Below are 21,319 nucleotides of genomic sequence, written 5' to 3' on the forward strand. Positions count from 1 at the left end.
ACCCTTGCGCCCGAACCGATTTCAGCAGGCGCCCTGCCGATCCGCTTTCGCCGCCGCCCGACCGCAGCGCAGAGAAGGCTCGTACAGGCGCGCTGTCGCGGAGTTGCGCCCCCCAGCCAGGCGGGACACGGACCCGACCAAGCACGGATGAGACCATGCATTTCTATCTCCCCGTCGCCGAGATCTCGGTCAATATCTTCACCCTCATCGGGCTGGGCGGGCTGGTCGGTGTGATGTCCGGCCTGTTCGGCGTCGGCGGCGGTTTCATCCTGACGCCGCTGCTGTTCTTCATCGGCATCCCGCCCGCGGTGGCCGTGTCGAGCCAGGCGGCGCAGATCGTCGCCTCCTCCTTCTCGGGCGCGCTGGCGCATTGGCAGCGCCGCACGCTCGACCTGCGCATGGGCCTGGTGCTGCTGGTCGGCGGGCTGGCCGGTTCGGCGCTCGGGGTCTGGCTGTTTGCGCTACTGAGCGAGCTGGGGCAGGTCGACCTGGCGGTGCAGCTCTTCTACGTGGTCTTCCTCGGGCTGATCGGTGGCATGATGTTCTTCGAGAGCCTGCGTGCGCTGCGCGGCACCGCCCCGGCCCGGCGCAAGCGCCACGGCTGGGGGCAGGGCTGGCCGTTCAAGATGCGGTTCCGCGCCTCGGGGCTCTACATCTCGGCGATCCCGCCGCTGGCGATCGGCTTTCTCTGCGGCGTGCTGGCGGCGATCATGGGGGTTGGCGGCGGCTTCATCATGCTGCCGGCGATGATCTACCTGCTGCGCATGCCGACCAAGGTCGTCGTCGGCACCTCGTTGTTCCAGATCACTTTTGTCGCCGCCTTCACCACGGTTCTGCATTCGGCGACCAATCACACGGTCGATATCCTGCTGGCGCTGCTGCTGATCGTCGGCGGCGTCATCGGGGCGCAGATCGGCACCCGCTTCGGCACGCGGCTGCGCGGCGAGCAACTGCGGCTCCTGCTCTCGGGGCTCGTGCTGCTGGTCTGCGGGAAGGTGGCCGTCGACCTCATCCGCCCCCCCAGCGAAGCCTACTCTCTGTTCTGGACGCCGCTGCAATGAGCCGTCTTCTCGCCCTCGCGCTGCTTGTCCTTGCCTGCGCCTCCGCCGCGCGGGCGCAGGAGGGGGTGACCTTCGGCATGAGCCTCGACGAGGTGCGGATCAACACGCGGTTCAACGGCTCCGAACTGCTGCTCTTCGGCACCACGCCGAGCGGGTTTCCCGCCGACTATGATGCGGTCGTCACCATTTCCGGGCCGCCGGGCCGGGCGACGGTGCGCCGCAAGGACTGGGTCTCGGGAATCTGGGCCTACACCGAGGGCGCTGAGTTCGCCTGGCTGCCGAGCTTTTACACGATCGCCAGCAACGCCCCGCTGGAGCAGATCCTCGATCCGGTCGAGGACCTGCGCTACGGCATCTCCCTGGCCGCGCGGATCCCGCCGCCCGCCGAGACCGAGGACCTTGAGGCGCGCGCCGATTTCACCGAGGCCATGCTGCGGCTGAGCGCCCGCAGCGGCCGGCTGACGGTGCATGAGGACAGCGTGTTGTGGCAGGATGGCACGCTCTTCTCGACGCGGGTGCAACTGCCGGTGAGCCTCGTGCCCGGGGACTACCGGGTGGGGGTCTTTCTGCTCGACGACGGGCGGGTCGTGGCACGGGACGAGGCGACGCTGCCGGTGCATAAGGTCACCATGCAGAAGGCGATCTACGTCGCGGCCCAGCAATACGGGCTGCTCTACGGGCTGGCCTCGGTCGCCATCGCCATCTTCGCGGGCTGGCTGGCTTCGGTGATCTTCCGGCGGGCGCGCTAGGCGGGCAGGTCGGCGGCGACGCGGAAGCCGCTGTTCGAGGTCGAGCTGTCGGGATCGTTGCGGGTGCGCGAATGCACGTGGTAGCGGTCGCAATAGCTGACGTGACACAGGAACGAGCCGCCGCGCTGCACCTTGGCTGTGCCGCTCTCGGGGCCCTGCGGGTCGCGCGGGACGCCCTTGCCCGGCGCACGCGGGCCGAACCAGTCCTGCGCCCATTCCCAGACATTGCCGGTCATGTTGTAAAGGCCGAAGCCGTTCGGCGCGTAGGCATCGACGGGGGCGGTCCCGATGAAGCCATCCTCTGCGGTGTTCTCGTCGGGGAACCGGCCCTGCCAGGTGTTCATCGCAAAGACGCCGCCCGGGGTGAGCGCATTGCCCCAGGGGAATTTCATGTTCACAAGGCCGCCGCGCGCCGCCTTCTCCCATTCCGCCTCGAAGGGCAGGCGCAGCCCGGCCCAGCGGCAATAGGCGAGCGCATCGTACCAGGCGATATGGGCAACCGGGTGGGTCTGCCGGTCGGCCACGTCTGAGCCCGGCCCCTCGGGTTGCGCCCAAAGGGCGCCATCGACCCGGCGCCACCAGCGCAGCCCGGGCGGCGAGACCGGCCAGTCCTGCGGCCGGTTCAGCAGCAGGTGGAACACGTAGCTCCAGCCCTCGCGCTCGGCGACGGTGCGGTAGCCGGTGGCCTCGACGAAGCGCGCGTAGTCGGCATTGGTCACCGCATGCGGCGCGATCAGGAAGGGCGAGACGAAGACCTTGCGCCGCGGGCTGTCGAGGTCGGCGGGGAAGGTGGACTTGCGCGCGCCCATCTCGAAGAACCCGCCGGGGATCTCGCGCAGGCGCGCGCGCAGCGCCTGCCGGGTGTCCTCCTCGGCCACGGGGACCTGCAGCGCGGCCTCGAGGAGCCCGGCTTCGGCGCCTGCGCCTCTGCCGGCGCCGCAGCACTTGGGCGTGGCGTCGGCGGCGGCGTCGGTGGCGGTCGAGGGGGCGGGGTCCTGGGGTGAGTGCATTTCTGGCCCGAACATGTAGGGAGTCTTCGCCCATTCCATATCGCGGTCGGGGGGCGAAGGTCCACCTACGGGGGCAGGTGCGCGCCCAGCGTCAGCGCGGCGGAACAGGGCGGGGCAGCGCTATGCCGTGAGCTTCCGGAGGCGGGTTCGCGCGCGTGCCCTGGAGATGGACTTTAGCGGATCACCATGCGCGGGCAGGCGATTTGCGCACTCGCCGTGTTCGTGATGTCGGATGGGCGCATGAAAAAGGGGCCGGAAATCCCGGCCCCTTCTCTGTGCATGTGCCGTGCTCAGTGGGTCGCGTCGGTGTCTCGCACGTCGGCGACGTCGGCGGGGCTCACCGGCCCGGCATCATTGCCCCATGCCCCGCGCAGCCAGGTCGCGAGCTCGGCGACCTCGTCGTCCGACAGGCGCTCGGCATAGCCCTGCATGCGCAGCGTCATGGGCCGCTTGGCGGTGCCGGGCACCTCGGCGCCGTTGAGGATCACCGAGATCAGCGGCGCGGTTTCCGAGCCGGTCACCAGGTGGTTGTCCTGCAACTCGGGGAAGAGGCCCGGGGCACCCTTGCCGGAGGCAAAGTGGCAGCCAATGCAGTTGTCGGTGTAGAGGCGCGCACCAAGCGGCATCTCGGGATCCGCCGAGATCAGCAGCTCTGCCGTCTCGCGCCCCGCGTCGTCCGCCTCGGGATCCGGCGTTGCGATCGGACCCGCGGCGGCGACGGTTTCGGGGGCCTCGACCTCGGCGCCGTCGATCCCCTTGAGGAAGGCGGCCATGGCGAGGTTGTCCTCGTCCGTCAGGTACTGCAGCGAGTGCTCGACCACGAGGCCCATCTCGCCGTTGGCGGCGGAATGCGCGTTGCGGCCGGTGGCGAGGTAATCGGCCAGCTCGCCGACGGTCCAGGCCTGCGGGGCAGAGCCTTCGCCGCGCAGCGCCGGGGCGTTCCAGCCGTCGATCACGCCGCCGGTGAGGAAGGCATCGTCCGAGGCGGTCACCCCGTCCTGCGCCATGAAGGGCGTGCGCGGGCTGTGGCAGGCGGCGCAGTGGCCGGGACCTTCGACGAGGTACTGGCCGCGGTCCTGCAGGTCCGAGGTGCCCACCGGGTTGAAGCCGGCGTCATGGGTCAGCGCCAGCCAGTTCCAAGCCCGGATGCCGAAGCGCAGATTGAAGGGGAAGGACAGCTGCGTTTCCTGCACCTCGTTCTGCACCGGCGCGACCTCGGCCATGAGGTAATCGTAGAGGGCCCGGATGTCCTCTTCCTGCATCAGCCGGTAGTTCTCGTAGGGCATTGCCGGGTAGAGATGCGTGCCGCCCTTGGCGATGCCGTCCACCATGGCGCCGCGGAAGTCGTCATAGGACCACTCGCCGATGCCGGTCTCGGTGTCGGGGGTGATGTTGGTCGACCAGATGGTGCCCATCGGCGAAGCGATCGCGCGACCACCGGCGAGCGGCTCGCCACCCTCGGCGGTGTGGCAGGCAACGCAGTCCGAGGCATGCATCACGTATTCACCCTGCCCGGGCTCGGGCTGCCAGTCGGCGGCCAGTTCCTTTGCGGGTGCGGTGCGCTGCACCGGCACGAAGATGAAGGCCAGCAGGGCGATGACGCCCAGCACGACCAGACCGCCGATAATGCGGAGGAAAGTCTTCATTTACGTTCTCCTCAGACCAGCGGACGGGGGTTCGAGAGGTACTGCGTGCGGATCGCGTGCACCGTGTGATAGGCCAGACCGCCGACGAGGCCGGTCGGGTTGTACTGGGTGTTCTGCACGAAGTTGCCCGCGCCCATGGCGAAGACGTTGTGCGCCTTGAAGGTCTGGCTGTAGCGGTTGACCGCGCCTTCCTGCGCGTTCTCGGCCATGATGTGACCGCCGGTATTGTGCGTCGTCTGGTAGGGGCGCACGTCGTATTGCGCTCCGATGTCCTTGAAGCCGGCCTGCATGATGTCGGGGTTCATCGAAGCCGCCAGCGGCTCCATCTTCGACTTCATGAACTGGTTCATCTTCAGGTCGTTGTCCTGCCAGTTGAATGTCATGCGCATCAGCGGACGGCCGTGGCGGTCGGTGTAGGTCGGATCGAGGTCGAGGTGGTTGTTCGCATAGGCCATATGCGAGCCGTGCGAGCCGATCGACATGGCGTGGCCGTACCACTCGCCGATGCCTTCCTTCCAACCCGCGCCCCAGCTCGGTGTGCCCTTGGGCAGCGGCATGTTGCGGATCGGCTGGCCGTTGAACGTGCCCGAGCGCCAGTAAGAGCCGCCGATGAAGCCTTCGGCGCCAAAGTCGTTCTGGCTGATCGAGAAGTCATCGATGACCATGCCGTTGGCGCCATGGCCGACGAAGGGGTTGAACTCGGCGTCCTTGAAGAACATCGAGACGCCGCCGTTCATCTGGTAGGCGTAGTTCTTGCCCAGCGTGCCGGTGCCGGTCAGCGGATTGTAAGCCTCGCCGAGACCCGACAGCAGCATCAGGTGCACGTTGTTGAGCTGGTAGCTCGACAGGATGACGATATCGGCAGGCTGGAACACTTCTTCCTGCGCCGCTTCATCCCAGTAGGTCACGCCGGTCGCGGTCTTGCCGTCCTCGGCCAGTTCCACGCGCAGCACCTCGGAATTGGTGCGGTACTCGAAGTTCGGCATGCTCTTGAGGGCGCCGAGGATCGCCGTCTGCGGCGACGATTTGGAGTATTGGTAGCAGCCGTAGCGCTCGCAGAAGCCGCAGAAGTTGCACGGCCCCATCTGCATCCCATAGGGGTTCACGTAGGACGTAGAGGCGATGCCTGCCGAGGCCGGGAACGGGTGGTAGCCCATCGCCTTTGCGGCTTCCTGGAACTTCGCGGAGTCGTAGGTCGTCGGCAGCGGCGGCATCGGGAAGTCTTCCGAGCGCCAGCCTTCGAAGGGGTTGCCGCCTTCACGGATTTCGCCGTTGAGGTTGCCGGCGTAGCCGGAGATGCCCGCGACCTTCTCGAATTGCGTGAAGAACGGCTCGAGATCGTCATAGCTGACCGGGTAGTCGCGCAGGTTCATCCCCTCGGGAATGATCTGCTCGCCCCAGTTGTCGCGCACGTGACTGCGCAGCTTCAGTTCGACTTCCTGCGGCCGCCAGTTGAGGCCATTCCAGTGCGTGCCGGCGCCGCCGACGCCGTTGCCGGGCAGGAAGGAGCCGAGCGAGCGGTAGGGCAGGGCGCGTTCACCGTCGTTGCGGCGGACGGTGACGGTCTGCTGCGACGGCTTCTGCATCATCTTCAGACGCACGCCGTACTTCAGCTCGTCGATCTGCTGCGGGTATTCGAAGTTGGGGACGGTGCTCTGGTCATGGCCGCGCTCCAGCGCGACGATGTCGAGGCCTTCCTGCGCCAGTTCGATGCCTGCTATCGAGCCGGTCCAGCCGAGGCCGACGATGACCACGTCCTTTTTCTTTTCCTGACGTGCCATTCTTATGCCCTTTCGCCGCTGATCGAGACCGGACCAAGCGGGTATTTCACGTTGTGGCGCTCGGGCCATTCCCGATAGGCCGCGCGGGCGCCGGGGAAGCCGATGTAGACCCAGGACTGCATGCCATGGTTGCCGCCGTATTGCGGGTCGGCAAAGTAGCCTTCCTTGGTGTTGCTCAGCAGCAGGCCCCAGAATTCGCGGAGCTCGCCCGCCAGGGCGACGTCACCGTTCTGCAGCGAGGTGAGGGAGGCATCCTGCTGCTCGGGGCTCAGCTCGGCGAAGGCCGCGCCATGGGTCTCTTGGCACCACGCGTCGAAGGCGGGGATCGCCTGGCGGTAGACCTCGGCCGGATTCAGCGGGGTCTGCCAGCCGCGGGCCGGCTCGGCGTTCGGGTCGTGCGGGCCTTCCATGTACCAGTCGTCGGCGGTGCCGTAGTCGCTGGCCAGCTGGCGGTCGATGAAGACGGGCACGCGCGCTTCGAGCGCGCCGGGGCCATCGCCCTCGGAGGGGATCAGCCGCGCGGTCGCGGCCATGATGAACGCCCATTCGTCGGCATTCAGGTACTCGCGCTGGTACTCGTCGAGGGAAACGGGCTGCGGCTGCTGCTGCGCGGAGGCAGGCAGTGCGAGCCCAGAAAGAGCGGCCCCGGCTGCGGAAGCTTTCAGGAAGCTTCGGCGGCTCGGGTATCCGGGGAGGTCAGTCATTTTGGGGTGTCCTGCCGGTCTGGGTGGAACATTTGTGCGCAAACGAAGAGCGACACTTCGTCGCCCTACGCCGCGTCAATATGGCGCGCAAGCGGGCAGGGAGCGCTTGCATGTCAGCTATGATCACAGATCATGAGGGTGTTGGGATCATTTACGAAATTGTGATGGTGGGAGGTGGATGTCCCGAATGTCCTTCAAAATGACGTCTTCCAACCCGCGACATGACAGGTACAGGCGAGCCTCTTTGGCTCGAGGCTCCGCATCAATACACGTTTGATGTGCATGTATGCACACAAGGGTCACCCTCGCGGAGTGACCTGATCAGGGCCGATACCGGGCGCAAGGTGAAGCGATGGCCGGAAGATTCGTCGGACCCCGAAACGCAAGCAGCGCCGCCCGCTGGGGACGGCGCTGCGCCGGCGGAAGGTGCCGGAAAGCTGAAGGCTGGTGCCCGGCCCGGCGCATCCATGCGGATGCCGGGCCGGGGCAGGACGGTCAGGCCGCGCTCGCGCGTGCCGCCCGCTCCATGTGGACCCGCAGCGGCTGGGTCTCGCCCTGCTTGGACTCGCCGAGGTACAGGGTCTGGTGCGGGAAGGGGATCTCAATGCCGCGCGCGTCGAAGACCTCTTTCACCACGCCGTTGTAGGCCCGGCCGACGCCCCATTGCGTGCCCGGAACGCATTTGATCCGCGCCCGCACCACCACGGCGCTGTCGCCGAAGGCGTTGATGCCGAACCATTCCAGATCGCCCATGATGGACTGCGCCTGCTCTGGATCGGCCCGCAGCTGCTCGAAGGCGTCGAGCATGGCCTGTTTCACCTCCTCGATGTTCTCGCGGTAGGCCACGCCCATGTCGCAGACGAAGTAGCCGAACTCGCGCACGAAGTTGGTGACCATGTCGACCGACGAGAAGGGGATCACGTGGAAGGCACCGCTGACGTCGCGCAGGCTGACCGAGCGGATCGTCAGCCGCTCGACCACGCCGGTGGTGCCACCGACGGTGACCACGTCGCCGACGTTCATCGCGTTCTCGAACTGGATGAAGATGCCGGTGATGATGTCCTGCACCATCTTCTGCGCCCCGAAACCGATGGCAAGGCCGAGCACCCCGGCGGAAGCCAGCAGCGGTGCGATGTCGAGACCGACCTCCGACAGCACGAACATCAGCGTGATGACGATCAGCGCGATGGTCGCGGCATTGCGCAGCAGCGTCAGAAGGGTGCGCTCGCGCGCCGTGGCGACGGCGCCGAACTCGGGGTTGAGCCGGTAGTCGACCCAGGAGGTCAGCGCCACCCAGACCGCGAAGGCCACCAGCAGCACCGCCGCCACCGAGAACAGCGTACCGGTGAGCTGGATGCCGATCTGGCTGGCCAGCCAGCCGCGCAGGTCGATCAGGCTGATGGCGTTGAGCGCGAAGGCGAGCACCAGCGCGAAGATCAGCAGCCGCAGCACGAAGAGCGCCTTGGGCACGAAGGTGTTGAGCCGCCGCTCGAGCAGCGGCAGCCGGGCGGTGACGCTCTCGGGAAGCTGCACGCCGCGCACCATGATGCGGGTCAGCACGCCCGAGATCATCACCCCGAGCAGCGCCGCCACCAGCACCTGGCCCGAGTTCACCATCGAGCGGAAGGCCGCGTCGCCGGGCTGGACCAGCACCAGCACCAGCATGCTCAGCAGATAGAGCAGCGCCGGCCAGTGCCAGTGCCGGATCAGGAAGCCGAGCCCACCGCGGCGCCTTTTCGGGGACTCTGTCGTGCCCATCGGGAATTCGTCGGGGGCAGCGGAGACCGCGGGATCCTGATGCTCGGCGCTCTCGGCAAAGGCTTGCTCGCGCCGGTGCTCGGCCTTCTGCTGCCCGCCACGCTCGAGCCAGTCGGCGACCTCGCGGCGGTTGCGCAGGACCAACCAGATGGCCAGCCCGACGACGATCAGAGCGATCAGCGCCGAGGTGGCCCGGCCCGCCGCCAGCGAGACGTTGGCATTGATGATCGGCACGATCAGCAACTGGCCGTAGCCCACCAGTCCGACCATCAGGTTCAGCCGGGCGGCGAGGTACTTCGCCGCCGCATCGGAGACCGGCAGCGGGCGCAGGCCACCCGAGGAGGGCGACAGCGCCAGCCGCACCGCGACCTTGGCCATCTCGACCAGCAGGAAGGCGTTCAGGTAGAGCGTCTGGCGAATGCCGATCTGGCCGAAGTTGCCCAGCAGCAGCGTCGCGATCAGGTAGCCGACGGCCCAGGCGATCACCACGATCAACGCGTCGATCACCGCCGAGGTGGTGAACAGCAGCACCGTGCGCAGCACGCCGCTGTCACGGGCGGATCTGTCCATGCGGGTGTAGAGCATCTTGCCTGCCCGGCGCAGCAGCAGGAAGACGGCGACCGTCGAGACGATGATCAGCGCCAGTTCCTGCAGCGCCTGCAGAAGCACCCCGGCCTCGCTGCCATCGAGCCCCTCGAAGACACGCGGCGCGCGTGCGAGCTGGGTCAGCGTCGCTTCGGCGCTGGAGGCGATGCCCTCGGCGGCTTCCTGGGTGATCAGCGCGATGCGGCGGCTGAAAGAAGGGGCGTCGGGCACGGCCTCTTCGCCGGAAAGGGTTTCGACGATCGCGTCGCCGGCGGTCGCCTCGGGGCTCTGCTGCGCGGCGCGAAGATCGCTGATGAGGGCGTCGCGGCTCTGCTCGTCCTCGATGACGTCGAGGAGCAATTCGAGGTTGCTGCGGGTGGGCGGCGCGTCGGCGACGGCCGCGGGCGCATCCTGCGCGCGCGCGACCTCTGCGGAAAGGCTGCCGACGACTAGCGCGCCGACGATCAGGCAAACTCTGATCAGGAAATTGGGTACTGTCATTTCACCACGTTCGGTCGTCACGGGCCGCCGTGCCTCCCGGTGGCTCGTCGGTATCGTGACGGTCTGGTTCATTCGGAATGCCGTCAAAAGCGGCGCCGGGAGGATTTGTGCGTCCGGGCAGCTAGCCCGCCCGGCCCGGCAGACCAGTCCCGCATGTCTGTTTCAAGCCGATCCGGCGGGGTCTTCACCGTATTGTCAGACGCGCCGCGCCTAGGCGCGCTGCGGGGCCGGGAGGCGGCTGTACCGGGCTGACCGCCGCAGGGACACCGCCGTGGGTGGCCTCATCTGATATACCACTGTCGGCGGCAAGCGCGCGCCCGCCGCCGAAGCCGCGCCTGATTAGCGAGCGCCCAACCTGTGCTTCAGCATTTCATGTTTTCGGGGACGACGGCTTTTGCCTAGGTTTGCCGAAACGCCCCGCCACAGAGCGGGCGCACAGGTTCCCACAGGATTTGAGGTACGTGATGGCGACGAAGATCGAAACTCTGGTTGTTGGCGGAGGGCAGGCCGGTGTCGCGATGAGCGAGCACCTCGGCAAGCTCGGCATTGCGCATGTGGTGCTCGAGAAGGGTCGCATCGCCGAGCGCTGGCGCTCCGAACGCTGGGACTCGCTCGTCGCCAACGGTCCTGCCTGGCATGACCGCTTCCCGGGCATGGAGTTCTCGGGCGACAGGCCGGATGACTTCGTGCCGAAGGAGCGGGTGGCGGATTACTTCGTCGACTACAGCAAGATGATCGACGCGCCGATCCACACCGGTGTCGAGGTCACCGAGGTGGTGAAGAAGGAGGGGGGCCGCGGTTTCGTGGTGCAGACCTCCGAGGGCATCTACGAGGCGAACCACATCGTCGCCGCCACCGGCCCGTTCCAGGTGCCGGTGATGCCGCCGATCATCCCGCAGGACGCGCCGGTGCACCAGCTGCACTCGAACAGCTACAAGAACCCAGGCCAGCTCCCCGAGGGCGCCGTTCTGGTGGTGGGCGCGGGCTCGTCCGGCGTGCAGATCGCCGAGGAACTGCTCGACTCGGGCCGCGAGGTCTACCTCTCCGTCGGACCGCACGACCGCCCTCCGCGCATGTACCGCGGTCGCGATTTCGTCTGGTGGCTGGGCGTGCTCGGGCTCTGGGACGTGCCGGCCATGGAGCCCGGCAAGGAGCACGTCACCATCGCCGTCAGCGGCGCGCATGGCGGCAAGACCATCGACTTCCGCCAGCTCGCTGCCAAGGGCATGACTTTGGTCGGCCTCACCGATGCCTACGAGGATGGCAAGGTCTCCTTCGCGGATGACTTGGCGAAGAACATCCGGGAGGGCGACGCCAACTACCTCTCGGTGCTCGACGCCGCCGATGCCTATATCGCGCGCAACGGCCTCGACCTGCCGGAAGAGCCGGAAGCCCGCCAGATGCTGCCCGATCCCGCGTGCGTGACCGACCCGATCCGCGAAATCGACCTGAAGGCCGCGGGAATTGGCACGGTGCTCTGGGCCACCGGCTACAAGCAGAGCTACGACTGGCTGAAGGTCGATGCCTTCGACGCCGCCGGCAAGCCGGCGCACCAGCGCGGGGTCTCGACCGAGCAGGGCGTCTACTTCCTCGGCCTGCCCTGGCTGTCGCGCCGCGGTTCGACCTTCATCTGGGGTGTCTGGCACGACGCCAAGTACATCGCCGATCACATCGCCACGCAGCAAAGCTATGCCCGCTACCAGGGGGCAGAGACGCAGGTGGCCGAAAACGCCTGACCCCGGCCGATGCGCCCGGGCCCCTGCCAACACACAGCGTGCGGCGGGGCCCTTGGCCGGAAACGTGGCGTTCGAGGCGGAGCAGCGCCGATCTGGCTAAGGAAGAGCTGAACCCGCGAGACGCACACGCATGGCGGGCGTGCTTCGATCGCCGGAAGTTTCCGAGCAAATCGCCCAATCCGCTGGCGGAGACGCCTAAAAATTCGGCGAAACACGCGGGACTTCTCAGGCGATGAAACGTAACTACCTGAAATAGAATAGCTTAGGTTCCGACTAACCCGTGACTTGAATCTTTTGAATGGGTTCTCGCCCCTTCGGAATGTCACGAACCTGTCGAAACCAAGCTCGGGGACCACATGCAAAACGAGACCTTCGACTATATCGTCATCGGCGCAGGCTCTGCGGGCTGTGTTCTTGCGAACCGTCTGTCCAAGAACCCCGAGTCCCGCGTCTGCGTCGTGGAGGCGGGCGGCAAGGACAGCTCGCCGCGGGTCCGCGTCCCCGCCGGGATCCTCTCGCTCTACAACGACCCGAAGTACGACTACGGCTTCATGTCGGTGCCGCAGCCCGGGATGGCGAACCGCCGCATCCCGATGAACCGCGGCAAGGCGCTCGGCGGATCCTCGGCGATCAACTCGATGCTCTACATCCGCGGCCTGCCGCGCGACTACGACGAGTGGGCCGAGCTGGGCTGCACCGGCTGGGCGTGGCGGGATCTGCTGCCGGTCTTCAAAGACCTCGAGAACAACCACGTCGGCCAGGACCCCGAGCTGCACGGCACCAAGGGCGAGCTGCACGTCGACCTGCACTGCGACCCGAACCCGGTGTCGCGCATGTTCATCAAGGCGGGCCGCGCCAAACAGCTCTCCGAGAACACCGACATGAACGGCGCGGTGCAGGAGGGCCTCGGCATCTACAACGTGACGCAGAAGGACGGGCTGCGCTGGTCCTCCTTCCGCGCCTTCCTGCACCCGGTGATGGACCGTCCGAACCTGACCGTTCTGTCGGGCACCGACACCAAGCGGGTGCTCATCGAGAACGGCCGCGCCGTGGGCGTCGAGATCAGCACAGCAGAGGGCACGCGGGTGCTCAAGGCAGAGAAAGAGGTGGTGCTGTCGGCGGGGGCGATCAACTCGCCGGAGCTGCTGATGCGTTCGGGCGTCGGCCCGGCCGAGATGCTGAAGGCCGCGGGCGTCGAGGTGAAGCACGACCTGCCCGGGGTGGGCCAGAACCTGCAGGACCACGTCGACGGCATGATCACCGTGCGCTCGAGCTCGACAAAGACGCTGGGCCTGTCGGTGGCGAACCTGCCGTCGATGCTGGCCGCGCCCTTCCGCTTCCTGACCAACCGCAAGGGCATGTTCGCAACGAACTACGTGGAGGCGGGCGGCTTCGCGCGCACGAGGTTCGCCAATGACGCCCCCGACATCCAGTTCCACTTCGTGCCGGGCTACCGCAGCCACCGCGGCCGGGTGATCGAATACGGCCACGGCTACGCGATCCACACCTGCGTGCTGCGGCCCAAGTCGGTCGGCGAGATCCGCCTCGGCAAGGATGGCGCGCTCGAGATCGACCCGCGTTTCCTCTCCGAGCCCGAAGATCTCGCGGTGCTGGTCGAGGGCATCAAGACCGCCCGCGCGATCCTCGCGGACAGCACCTTCGACGAGATCCGCGGCACCGAGATGCTGCCCGGCGACAAGGTGCAGAGCGACGAGGAGATCGCCGAGGCAATGCGCGAGCAGGCGCTGACGGTCTTCCACCCGGTCGGCACCTGCAAGATGGGCACGGACGCGATGGCGGTCTGCGATCCGGCCAGCCTGAAGGTGAAGGGGATCGAAGGGCTGCGCGTCGCGGATGCCTCGATCATGCCGAGGCTGATCGGTGGCAATACCAACGCCCCGACCATGGTGATCGGCGAAAAATGCGCCCGCATGATCCTGGCCGAAGCGGCGTGATCCAATGACATTGTGCCGCGTGCGCCGGGGGGGCGGGCGCGGCACCTACGCGAGATTTTCCCCCGGGCCATCCGGGGCGAAGGGAAGGACGGACCATATGCAGAAGCGGCTCTCGGCCATCGAGATCATCGGGGTGTCGAAACAGTTTGGAGACTTCACCGCGCTCCACCAGGTGGATTTCCGCATCCTCCAGAACGAGTTCTTCACCCTGCTCGGCCCGTCGGGCTGCGGCAAGACAACGCTTTTGCGGATGATCGCCGGGTTCGAGAGCCCCAGCCGCGGGACCATTCTGCTCAACGGCAAGGACATCTCGGACAGCCCCGCGCACAAGCGCCGGGTCAACACGGTGTTCCAGAACTACGCGCTCTTCCCGCATATGACGCTGAGCCAGAACATCGCCTTCGGGCTCGAGAACCTCGGCTGGGAGCGCGGCAAGATCCGCGCCCGCGTCGGCGAGATGCTCGAGATGGTGCACATGAGCCAGTTCGCCGCGCGCAAGCCCGACCAGCTCTCGGGCGGTCAGCGCCAGCGCATCGCCCTGGCCCGCGCGCTGGCGCCGGGACCGGAGGTGCTGCTGCTGGACGAGCCGCTCTCGGCGCTCGATCTCAAGCTGCGCCAGTCGATGCGCGACGAGCTGCGCCGCCTGCAGCGCGAGACCGGCATCACCTTCGTCTTCGTCACCCACGACCAGGAAGAGGCGCTCGACATGTCCGACCGCATCGCGGTCATGGGCAACGGCCACGTCCAGCAGATCGGTGCGCCGGACGAGATCTACGAGGCGCCGCAGAACCGTTTCGTCGCCGACTTCATCGGCGAGACCAACTTCCTCGACGGCGAGGTGGTCTCGGTCGAGGGCGGGCACGCCACCATCCGCACCGCGCTCGGCATCGACATCACCGCGGCGCAGAGCGGTGTGCAGGGTCCGGGCCCGGCGGTGCTGTCGATCCGCCCTGAGAAGATCGGCCTCGATGCCCGTGCCGAGGGAGAGACCCGCTCCGGCCGCATCGTGTCGCGCAACTACATGGGCGGCTTCACCCACTACACGGTCGAGGCAGGCGGCGTGTCGCTGCGCGTCTCGCAGCGCAACGCGCAGTCGCGCCAGGGCCGGCTCGACGTGGGCGACGAGGTCCGCCTGGGCTTTGCCGCCGAGAACGCACGGGTGCTGGGACAATGAGCAAGGGCTTCCGTATCTGGGGGCTGGTCCCCGCCTGGGCGCTGATGCTGCTCACGCTGATCCTGCCCATCTTCATCGTCGCCGGCGTGAGCGTCGGCGAGCGCGGCGCCTACGGCGGGTTCGAGTGGTCGTTCGACCTCACCGCCTACCGGCAGATCCTCTTCACCCTGGGCTGGACCGACGAGCTCGAGTTCGATCCCAAGTACCTGATCATCATCGCCCGCACGCTGGGCTACGCCGCGGGTGCCACGGCGATCTCGCTGTTGCTGGCGCTGCCGGTGGCCTATTGGATTTCGCTGCAATCGGCGCGCGACAAGGCGCTGCTGATCTACCTCGTCACGCTGCCGTTCTGGGTGTCGATGATCGTGCGGGTCTACGCTTGGCTGATCATCCTCGGCAATGACGGCATGGCCGAGACCGTCTACCGCTTCTTCGGCGGCAGCGACGTGCCTGGCTTCCTGTTCACCCCCGGCGCGATGCTGGTGGGCATGGTCTACAGCTACATCCCGCTGATGATCCTGCCGGTCTATGCCGCGGTCGAGAAGCTCGACCCGGCACTGATCGAGGCCAGCCACGACCTCTACGGCAGCCGCTGGACGGCGCTGCGCCGGGTGATCATCCCGCTCGCCAGCCCCGGCCTGGTCGGCGGCAGCATCCTGGTCTTCGTGCCCTGTCTCGGCACCGTGCTCGAGCCGATGCTGCTCGGCGGTGGTCGCCAGCTGATGATGGGCACGCTGATCCAGAACCAGTTCGGCGGCGCGCGCGACTGGCCGTTCGGCGCGGCGATCGCCATGGTGCTGCTGGTGCTGGTCGTGCTGGTGCTGATCCTCAACGCCCGCCGGGCCACCCGGCAACTGGAGGTGCAGGCATGAGCGCTTCGCGATCCGTCCGCCACTACCCGGGCTTCCGGCTGCTCTCGCTGGTGTTCTTCCTGTGGCTCTACCTGCCGATCGGCGTGGTGATCTTCTACTCGTTCAACGACAACCGGCTGGTCTCGGTCTGGACCGGTTTCTCGACCAAGTGGTACGCCACGGCGCTGAGCAACCAGTCTCTGATGGATGCGCTCGAGGTGTCGCTGGTCGTCGCGGTGCTGTCGATGATTTTCGCCACCACCATCGCGCTGCTCGCGGCGCTGGTGCTGACCCGCGCGCCGGGCCTGAAGTTCCGCCGCGTGTCCGAGACCGTGGTCAACCTGCCGCTGCTGCTGCCCGAGATCGTGCTCGCCGTCGCGGTGCTGATCCTGTTCAGCCAGATCGGGCTCAACAATGGCATGGTGCGGCTGGTGCTGGCGCATACCGCCTTCTGCACGCCCTTTGCCTTCATGCCGATCCGCGCCCGGCTGCAGGGCATGCCGTTGGACTTCGAGGAAGCGGCGCGCGACCTCTATGCCGCGCCCTTCACGGTGTTCCGCCGGGTGACTCTGCCGATGATCATGCCCGGTGTCTTTGCCGGAGCGATGACCGCCTTCGTGATCTCGATGGACGACTTCATCACCTCGAACATGCTGAACTCTGGCGGGGCCACGACGCTGCCTGTCTACATCTTCAGCCTGATCCGCCAGGGCACCACGCCCGAGCTGAACGCGGTCTCGACGCTGCTGATCGCCGCCTCGCTGATCCTTGCCACCCTCGTGCTCGTGCTGAACGCCCGCGCCATGAGGCGCAGCGCCTGATCCTCCAACGACCGGTCCAAGCCCCCAGACCTCCTTCACAAAAACCCAATGCCAGGGGGCATCAACAAGGAGACACCGACATGAAGAAGATCCTGCTTGCCACGACCCTTCTGCTGCCGATGGCACTGCCCGCGGCCGCCGAGGGCGAGTTGAACATCTACGCCTGGGCCGACTCCATCGCGCCCGAGCTGCTCGAGAAATTCACCGCCGAGACCGGCGTCGAGATCACCGTCGACAGCTACTCGTCGAACGAGGACGCGCTGACCCGCCTGCAGGCCGGCTCCTCGGGCTATGACCTCATCACCCCATCGCAGCACTTCGTGAAGATCATGATCGACGAAGGCCTGCTGATGGACATCGACGCCAGCGAGATGGACGCCTACGCGCAGGTCGAGGACAAGTGGAAGGGCCAGTGGTGGGATCCGGAGAATGACTACTCGATCCCGCTCGCCTATGGCACCGCCGGCTTCGCGGTGAACCGCGACCTCTACGATGGCCCGGTCGACAGCTGGTCGGTGCTGTTCGAGCCGACCGACCTCTCGGGGTCCATCGCCATGCTGTCCTATCCCGACGAGGTGGTCAGCGCGGCGGAGCTCTATCTCGGCGTCGACTATTGCTCGGAAGAGACCTCGGAGATGCGCAAGGTCTACGACCTCCTCGAGGCGCAGAAGTCCTCGGTGGTCGCCTATACCTCCGACAATATCGAGAACCGCATCGGATCGGGTGAGGTCGCGGCGCACTTCTGGTGGGACGGCAACGTTCTGAAGGCCCGCAACGATGGCGCCAACCTTGAGTTCGCGATGCCGAAAGAGGGTCTGGTGGGCTGGCTCGACAGCTTCGTGGTGCCGGCCGGTGCCGAGAACGTCGACAACGCCAAGGCGTTCATCGACTTCATGTCGACCGTCGAGAATGCGACCATCCAGTACAACTACTACGCGCACTCCTCGCCGGTTGAGCTCGACCTCGAGAAGGCCGTCTACACGCCCGAGAACGCCCCCGAGCTGTTCCCGGACGTGCCGGTGGTCTTCGCCGAGGCCTGCAGCCCGGCAGCGCAGGATCTGGTGACCCGCGTCTGGACCGACCTGCTGCAGTAACCGACCCGTTCCGCGGCGGCCCCGCCGCCGCGGACACCCCGCCGCCGTCCGGCCGGCACGCGGCAGCGCCGCGTTCCGCCCCGACGACGGACCGAACCCCGAACCGTCAAACAACCGGACCGTCAAAATTGCCCACGAACGGAGACGTCATGGCACATACCCGCATCCGCAAGTTCAACACCAAGGACACCTACCCCGAGCAGAATCTCGACAACGACCTGTGCCAGGCCGTGGTCGCCGAGGGCAAGATGGTGTTCCTGCGCGGTCAGTGCCCGCAGAACCTCGACGATGCCAAGAACATCGGGAGCCACGACCCGGTCGAGCAGACTCACAAGGTCATGCAGAACATCAAGCAGCTGATGGAAGAATGCGGCGGCGCGATGGAGCATGTCTGCCGCGTGCAGGTCTTCCTCACCGACGTGCGCAACCGCGAGGCGGTCTACCGGACCATGGGCGAATACATCAAGGGCGTGCACCCGGTGTCCACCGGCCTCGTGGTGACCGCGCTGGCGCGGCCCGACTGGCTGGTCGAGATCGAGGCGACCGCCGTCATTCCCCACGACTACGAGGCCTGATCCCGCATGACCTTTTCCCTTGTCGCCCGCTGTCCCGAGACCGGCATGTTCGGCATCGCGATCTCGTCCTCCTCGCCGGCGGTGGCCGCGCGCTGCGCCTATGCGCGCGCCGGTGTCGGCGCGGTGGCGTCGCAGAACGTGACCGACCCCACCCTCGGCCCGCTTGCGCTGGACCTGATGCAGGCCGGCAAATCCGCCGCTGAAGCCATCGAGGGCGTGCAGGCGCAGGGGAGGTTCATCGAGTACCGCCAGGTGCTCGCGGTGGACAGCGAGGGGCGCACCGCGATCCACTCCGGCCCCAATTCGCTGGGCATCTGGACCCAGGCGCAGGCGCAGAACGTCGCCTCTGGCGGCAACCTGCTGGCCAATGACCGCGTGCCGCAGGCCATCGTCGACGGCTACCTCTTGGCCAGCGGCCACATCGGTGACCGGCTGATCGCCGCGATGCGCGCCGGTCTTGCCGCCGGGGGCGAGGCCGGGCCGGTTCATTCGGCGGGAATGAAGATTGTGGACAAGGTCTCCTGGCCGGTTGCCGACCTGCGCTGCGACTGGACCGAGGACTGCCCGATCGAGGCCATTGCCACCGCCTGGGAGGTCTACAAGCCGCAGCTCGAGGCCTACGTGCAGCGCGCGCTCGACCCGCGCGAGGCGCCGTCCTACGGCGTGCCCGGCGACGAGTGAGCGGCGCGCTCGCGCCGCAGGACACGGGCGGCCCCCGGCGCGGGGCCGTCATCCAAAGACAGAAAGCTGAATTCATGGAACTGACCCACGCAGACTGGCAGGCGAAGGCGAAGGCGCTGAGCTTCCGGACCCAGGCCTATATCGACGGCTGCTTCGTCGACGCGATCTCGGGCCGCACCTTCGAGACGATCAACCCGGCCACAGGCGAGGTGCTGGCAAGTGTCGCTGAATGCGATGCTGCCGATGTCGACCTGGCCGTCGCCGCCGCGCGCCGCGCCTTCGAGGGCGGTTCCTGGTCGCGGATGGACCCGGTCGCGCGCAAGGGCGTTCTGCTGAAGCTCGCCGAGCTGATCCGCGCCCACCTCGAGGAGTTCGCGCTGCTCGACACTCTCGACATGGGCAAGCCGATCACCGAGTCCTATACTGTCGACGCGCCCGGCTCCGCCCACTTCTTCCAGTGGTACGCCGAGGCGATCGACAAGCTCTACGACGAGGTCGCCCCGACCGGACCCGGTGACCTGGCGCTGGTGCGCCGCGTGCCGCTCGGCGTCGTGGGCGCGGTGGTGCCGTGGAACTTCCCGCTCGACATGGCCACCTGGAAATCCGCCGCGGCGCTGGCCGCGGGCAACTCGGTGGTGCTGAAACCGGCCGAGCAATCGCCGCTCTCGGCGCTGCTGCTGGCCGAACTGGCGACGCAGGCGGGCGTGCCGGATGGCGTGTTCAACGTGGTGCCGGGCTTCGGCCACACCGCGGGCAAGGCGCTCGGCCTGCACATGGACGTGGATTGCCTCGCCTTCACCGGGTCGACCGCGACCGGCAAGCGCTTCATGGAATACTCCGGCCAGTCGAACCTCAAGCAGGTCTGGCCCGAGACCGGCGGCAAGAGCCCCAACATCGTCTTCGCCGATTGCGAGGATCTCGAGGCGGCGGCCGACATGGCGGCCTTCGGCATCTTCTTCAACCAGGGCGAGGTGTGCTCGGCCAACAGCCGTCTCTACGTCGAGCGTTCGATTCACGACAGGTTCCTCGAACTGCTTAAAGCCCGCGCCGAGGCGCGCGTGCCCGGCGATCCGCTCGATCCGTCCACCGTGCTGGGGGCGATCGTCGACGAGAAGCAGACCGCGTCGATCATGGCCTGTGTCGAGGCCGGCAAGACCTCGGCGCGGCTGGTGACCGGCGGCGCGCGGGTGACCGTGGACGGCAAGGGCTGCTTCGTCGCCCCGACGATCTTCGGCGACGTGGCGCAATCCGACGCGCTGGTGCAGGAAGAGATCTTCGGCCCGGTGCTGGCGGTGATCCCCTTCGACAGCGAGGAGGAGGTCGTCGAGATGGCCAACGACAGCCCCTACGGGCTCGCGGCTTCGGTCTGGACCGACAACCTCAACCGCGCCATCCGCATGGCCGACAGGCTGCACGTCGGTACGGTCTCGGTGAACACGGTCGACGCGCTCTCGGCGCAGACGCCCTTCGGCGGGATGAAACAGTCGGGCTTCGGGCGCGACCTGTCGCTGCATTCGCTCGACAAGTACACGGCGCTGAAGACCACCTGGATCAAGTACAAGCTGTAAATCGGCAATTTGGAGAAGAGACCCAGCATGAGCCGCTACACGCTCCGACAGCTCGAGTACTTCGTCGCCGTCGGAGAGGCGGGCAGCATCATGCTCGCCGCCAGCCGGGTCAATGTCTCCTCTCCGTCGATCTCGGCGGCGATCTCGCAGCTCGAGACCGAGTTCGGCATGCCGCTCTTCCTGCGCCAGCACGCGCGCGGCCTGGCATTGACCCAGGCCGGGCGCACCCTGATGGAGCAGGCCCGGCAGGTGCTGCGCGAGGCCGACCGGCTGGTCGACCTCGCCGGAGACCTGGCGGGGCAGGTACGCGGCCCGATCGCGGTGGGCGGCATGCTGACCTTCGCGCAGGCCGTGCTGCCGCCGCTGCGCAAGGATTTTGTCGATGCCTTCCCCGATGCGCGCTTCCGGCAGATCGAACTCGATGCCAACGAGCTGGTCAGCGGCCTGCGCCGCGCCGAGATCGACGTCGCGCTGTGCTATGATCTGGTGATGCCGCCGGACATGAAGTTCATTCCGCTGATCGACATGCCGCCCTTCGTGGTGATCGCCGCCAGCCACCCGCTGGCCGACCGCAAGGAGATTGCCCTCGAGGCGCTGCGCGGCGAGCCGATGGTGCTGCTCGACCTGCCGCAGAGTTCCGACTATTTCCTGTCGTTCTTCCACGACCGCGGCCTCAAGCCCGAGATCGCCGAACGCTCGCGCGACATCGCGGTGGTGCGCAGCCTCGTGGCCAATGGCTTCGGCTATTCCATCGCCAACATGCGCCCGCTCAACGGCCGCTCGCCCGATGGCAAACCGCTGCGCTTCATTCCGCTCTCGGGCGACCTGCGCCCGCTGAAGATGGGGCTGATGATGACCCACCAGGCCGAGACCACAAACGTCGTCCGCAGCTTCGTCGAGTTCGCCCAGAAGTGGTTTCGCGACGGCTTCATGCCCGGGCAACTGCCGCATCAGATCAGCGGGCCCAAGGCCAGCCCAGCGTCGGATGGGCAGGCGCCGCCCGCGCGATGAGCGCATCCCGCCAAGACACAGAGACCGACTTGCCACGTCGTCCGCAACCGGCCCAACA

17 protein-coding genes are annotated in these 21,319 nt (G+C 67.2%); 12 read left to right on the forward strand and 5 right to left on the reverse strand.

Translation table 11 applies throughout. From position 1 onward, the window contains the following. Nucleotides 1-155: 155 nt before the first annotated feature. Nucleotides 156-1,061, forward strand: a complete 906-nt coding sequence (locus LC039_RS24470) for a sulfite exporter TauE/SafE family protein (RefSeq protein ID WP_226629101.1) — start codon at nt 156-158, stop codon at nt 1,059-1,061. Further along, the gene (locus LC039_RS24475; RefSeq protein ID WP_226629103.1) at nt 1,058-1,810 is read left to right on the forward strand and encodes a TIGR02186 family protein; all 753 of its coding nucleotides are present in this window, start codon (nt 1,058-1,060) and stop codon (nt 1,808-1,810) included. Before LC039_RS24470 ends, LC039_RS24475 begins: the two co-directional genes overlap by 4 nt. Here LC039_RS24475 and LC039_RS24480 read toward each other — a convergent pair. The 5 genes from LC039_RS24480 to LC039_RS24500 form a co-directional block, all read right to left on the reverse strand. After that, nucleotides 1,807-2,820 carry a formylglycine-generating enzyme family protein gene (locus LC039_RS24480; RefSeq protein ID WP_226629104.1) on the reverse strand — a complete coding sequence of 338 codons (1,014 nt, stop codon included), beginning with the start codon at nt 2,818-2,820 and terminating at the stop codon, nt 1,807-1,809. The genes LC039_RS24475 and LC039_RS24480 overlap by 4 nt on opposite strands. Before the next feature lie 290 nt (nt 2,821-3,110). Beyond that, nucleotides 3,111-4,466, reverse strand: coding sequence for a cytochrome c (locus tag LC039_RS24485; protein WP_226629105.1), 1,356 nt, complete (start codon nt 4,464-4,466; stop codon nt 3,111-3,113). Between the two features lie 11 nt (nt 4,467-4,477). Further along, on the reverse strand, nt 4,478-6,247 hold the full coding sequence (locus LC039_RS24490; RefSeq protein ID WP_226629106.1) for a GMC family oxidoreductase: 1,770 nt from the start codon (nt 6,245-6,247) through the stop codon (nt 4,478-4,480). Nucleotides 6,248-6,249: 2 nt separating this feature from the next. Further along, nucleotides 6,250-6,951, reverse strand: coding sequence for a gluconate 2-dehydrogenase subunit 3 family protein (locus LC039_RS24495; RefSeq protein WP_226629107.1), 702 nt, complete (start codon nt 6,949-6,951; stop codon nt 6,250-6,252). Nucleotides 6,952-7,446: 495 nt separating this feature from the next. Continuing rightward, entirely contained in the window at nt 7,447-9,795 is a 2,349-nt protein-coding gene (locus LC039_RS24500) for a mechanosensitive ion channel domain-containing protein (protein ID WP_226629109.1), read from the reverse strand. 461 nt (nt 9,796-10,256) lie between these two features. On the opposite strand from LC039_RS24500, the gene LC039_RS24505 reads away from it, so the two are divergent. From LC039_RS24505 to LC039_RS24550, 10 genes are all read left to right on the forward strand, one after another. Next, the gene (locus tag LC039_RS24505; protein ID WP_226629110.1) at nt 10,257-11,531 is read left to right on the forward strand and encodes a flavin-containing monooxygenase; all 1,275 of its coding nucleotides are present in this window, start codon (nt 10,257-10,259) and stop codon (nt 11,529-11,531) included. A gap of 356 nt (nt 11,532-11,887) precedes the next feature. Beyond that, nucleotides 11,888-13,486 carry a GMC family oxidoreductase gene (locus LC039_RS24510; RefSeq protein WP_226629111.1) on the forward strand — a complete coding sequence of 533 codons (1,599 nt, stop codon included), beginning with the start codon at nt 11,888-11,890 and terminating at the stop codon, nt 13,484-13,486. 97 nt (nt 13,487-13,583) lie between these two features. Continuing rightward, complete coding sequence (locus LC039_RS24515; RefSeq protein WP_226629112.1) at nt 13,584-14,660, forward strand: ABC transporter ATP-binding protein; 1,077 nt, start codon at nt 13,584-13,586, stop codon at nt 14,658-14,660. After that, nucleotides 14,657-15,532, forward strand: a complete 876-nt coding sequence (locus LC039_RS24520) for an ABC transporter permease (protein ID WP_226629114.1) — start codon at nt 14,657-14,659, stop codon at nt 15,530-15,532. The genes LC039_RS24515 and LC039_RS24520 overlap by 4 nt, the downstream gene beginning before the upstream one ends. Continuing rightward, nucleotides 15,529-16,332 (forward strand): ABC transporter permease, encoded by an 804-nt coding sequence (locus LC039_RS24525; protein ID WP_226629116.1) that lies wholly within the window; start codon nt 15,529-15,531, stop codon nt 16,330-16,332. Before LC039_RS24520 ends, LC039_RS24525 begins: the two co-directional genes overlap by 4 nt. A gap of 80 nt (nt 16,333-16,412) precedes the next feature. Then, a complete protein-coding gene (locus LC039_RS24530; RefSeq protein WP_226629118.1) occupies nt 16,413-17,426 on the forward strand; it encodes an extracellular solute-binding protein in 1,014 nt (337 codons plus the stop codon). A 149-nt stretch (nt 17,427-17,575) separates the two neighbouring features. Then, the gene (locus LC039_RS24535) at nt 17,576-18,001 is read left to right on the forward strand and encodes a RidA family protein (protein WP_226629120.1); all 426 of its coding nucleotides are present in this window, start codon (nt 17,576-17,578) and stop codon (nt 17,999-18,001) included. A 6-nt stretch (nt 18,002-18,007) separates the two neighbouring features. Further along, nucleotides 18,008-18,682, forward strand: a complete 675-nt coding sequence (locus tag LC039_RS24540) for a DUF1028 domain-containing protein (protein ID WP_226629122.1) — start codon at nt 18,008-18,010, stop codon at nt 18,680-18,682. A gap of 74 nt (nt 18,683-18,756) precedes the next feature. Further along, nucleotides 18,757-20,250 (forward strand): aldehyde dehydrogenase, encoded by a 1,494-nt coding sequence (locus LC039_RS24545; protein WP_226629124.1) that lies wholly within the window; start codon nt 18,757-18,759, stop codon nt 20,248-20,250. A gap of 27 nt (nt 20,251-20,277) precedes the next feature. Then, nucleotides 20,278-21,261, forward strand: coding sequence for a LysR family transcriptional regulator (locus LC039_RS24550; protein WP_226629126.1), 984 nt, complete (start codon nt 20,278-20,280; stop codon nt 21,259-21,261). Nucleotides 21,262-21,319 lie beyond the last annotated feature (58 nt).

The sequence above is a fragment of the Alloyangia pacifica genome, from assembly GCF_020524285.1.
In the GTDB taxonomy this organism is placed as follows: Bacteria; Pseudomonadota; Alphaproteobacteria; order Rhodobacterales; family Rhodobacteraceae; genus Salipiger; species Salipiger pacificus_B.

Excerpts from the sequence above, each read along its gene's own strand:
- LC039_RS24535 (WP_226629120.1), top strand. The coding sequence starts at position 17,576 with ATGGCACATACCCGCATCCGCAAGTTCAACACCAAGGACACCTACCCC.
- LC039_RS24480 (WP_226629104.1), bottom strand. The coding sequence starts at position 2,820 with ATGCACTCACCCCAGGACCCCGCCCCCTCGACCGCCACCGACGCCGCC.
- LC039_RS24475 (WP_226629103.1), top strand. The coding sequence starts at position 1,058 with ATGAGCCGTCTTCTCGCCCTCGCGCTGCTTGTCCTTGCCTGCGCCTCC.
- LC039_RS24485 (WP_226629105.1), bottom strand. The coding sequence starts at position 4,466 with ATGAAGACTTTCCTCCGCATTATCGGCGGTCTGGTCGTGCTGGGCGTC.
- LC039_RS24470 (WP_226629101.1), top strand. The coding sequence starts at position 156 with ATGCATTTCTATCTCCCCGTCGCCGAGATCTCGGTCAATATCTTCACC.
- LC039_RS24490 (WP_226629106.1), bottom strand. The coding sequence starts at position 6,247 with ATGGCACGTCAGGAAAAGAAAAAGGACGTGGTCATCGTCGGCCTCGGC.
- LC039_RS24550 (WP_226629126.1), top strand. The coding sequence starts at position 20,278 with ATGAGCCGCTACACGCTCCGACAGCTCGAGTACTTCGTCGCCGTCGGA.
- LC039_RS24495 (WP_226629107.1), bottom strand. The coding sequence starts at position 6,951 with ATGACTGACCTCCCCGGATACCCGAGCCGCCGAAGCTTCCTGAAAGCT.
- LC039_RS24500 (WP_226629109.1), bottom strand. The coding sequence starts at position 9,795 with ATGACAGTACCCAATTTCCTGATCAGAGTTTGCCTGATCGTCGGCGCG.
- LC039_RS24540 (WP_226629122.1), top strand. The coding sequence starts at position 18,008 with ATGACCTTTTCCCTTGTCGCCCGCTGTCCCGAGACCGGCATGTTCGGC.
- LC039_RS24530 (WP_226629118.1), top strand. The coding sequence starts at position 16,413 with ATGAAGAAGATCCTGCTTGCCACGACCCTTCTGCTGCCGATGGCACTG.
- LC039_RS24510 (WP_226629111.1), top strand. The coding sequence starts at position 11,888 with ATGCAAAACGAGACCTTCGACTATATCGTCATCGGCGCAGGCTCTGCG.
- LC039_RS24515 (WP_226629112.1), top strand. The coding sequence starts at position 13,584 with ATGCAGAAGCGGCTCTCGGCCATCGAGATCATCGGGGTGTCGAAACAG.
- LC039_RS24545 (WP_226629124.1), top strand. The coding sequence starts at position 18,757 with ATGGAACTGACCCACGCAGACTGGCAGGCGAAGGCGAAGGCGCTGAGC.
- LC039_RS24525 (WP_226629116.1), top strand. The coding sequence starts at position 15,529 with ATGAGCGCTTCGCGATCCGTCCGCCACTACCCGGGCTTCCGGCTGCTC.
- LC039_RS24520 (WP_226629114.1), top strand. The coding sequence starts at position 14,657 with ATGAGCAAGGGCTTCCGTATCTGGGGGCTGGTCCCCGCCTGGGCGCTG.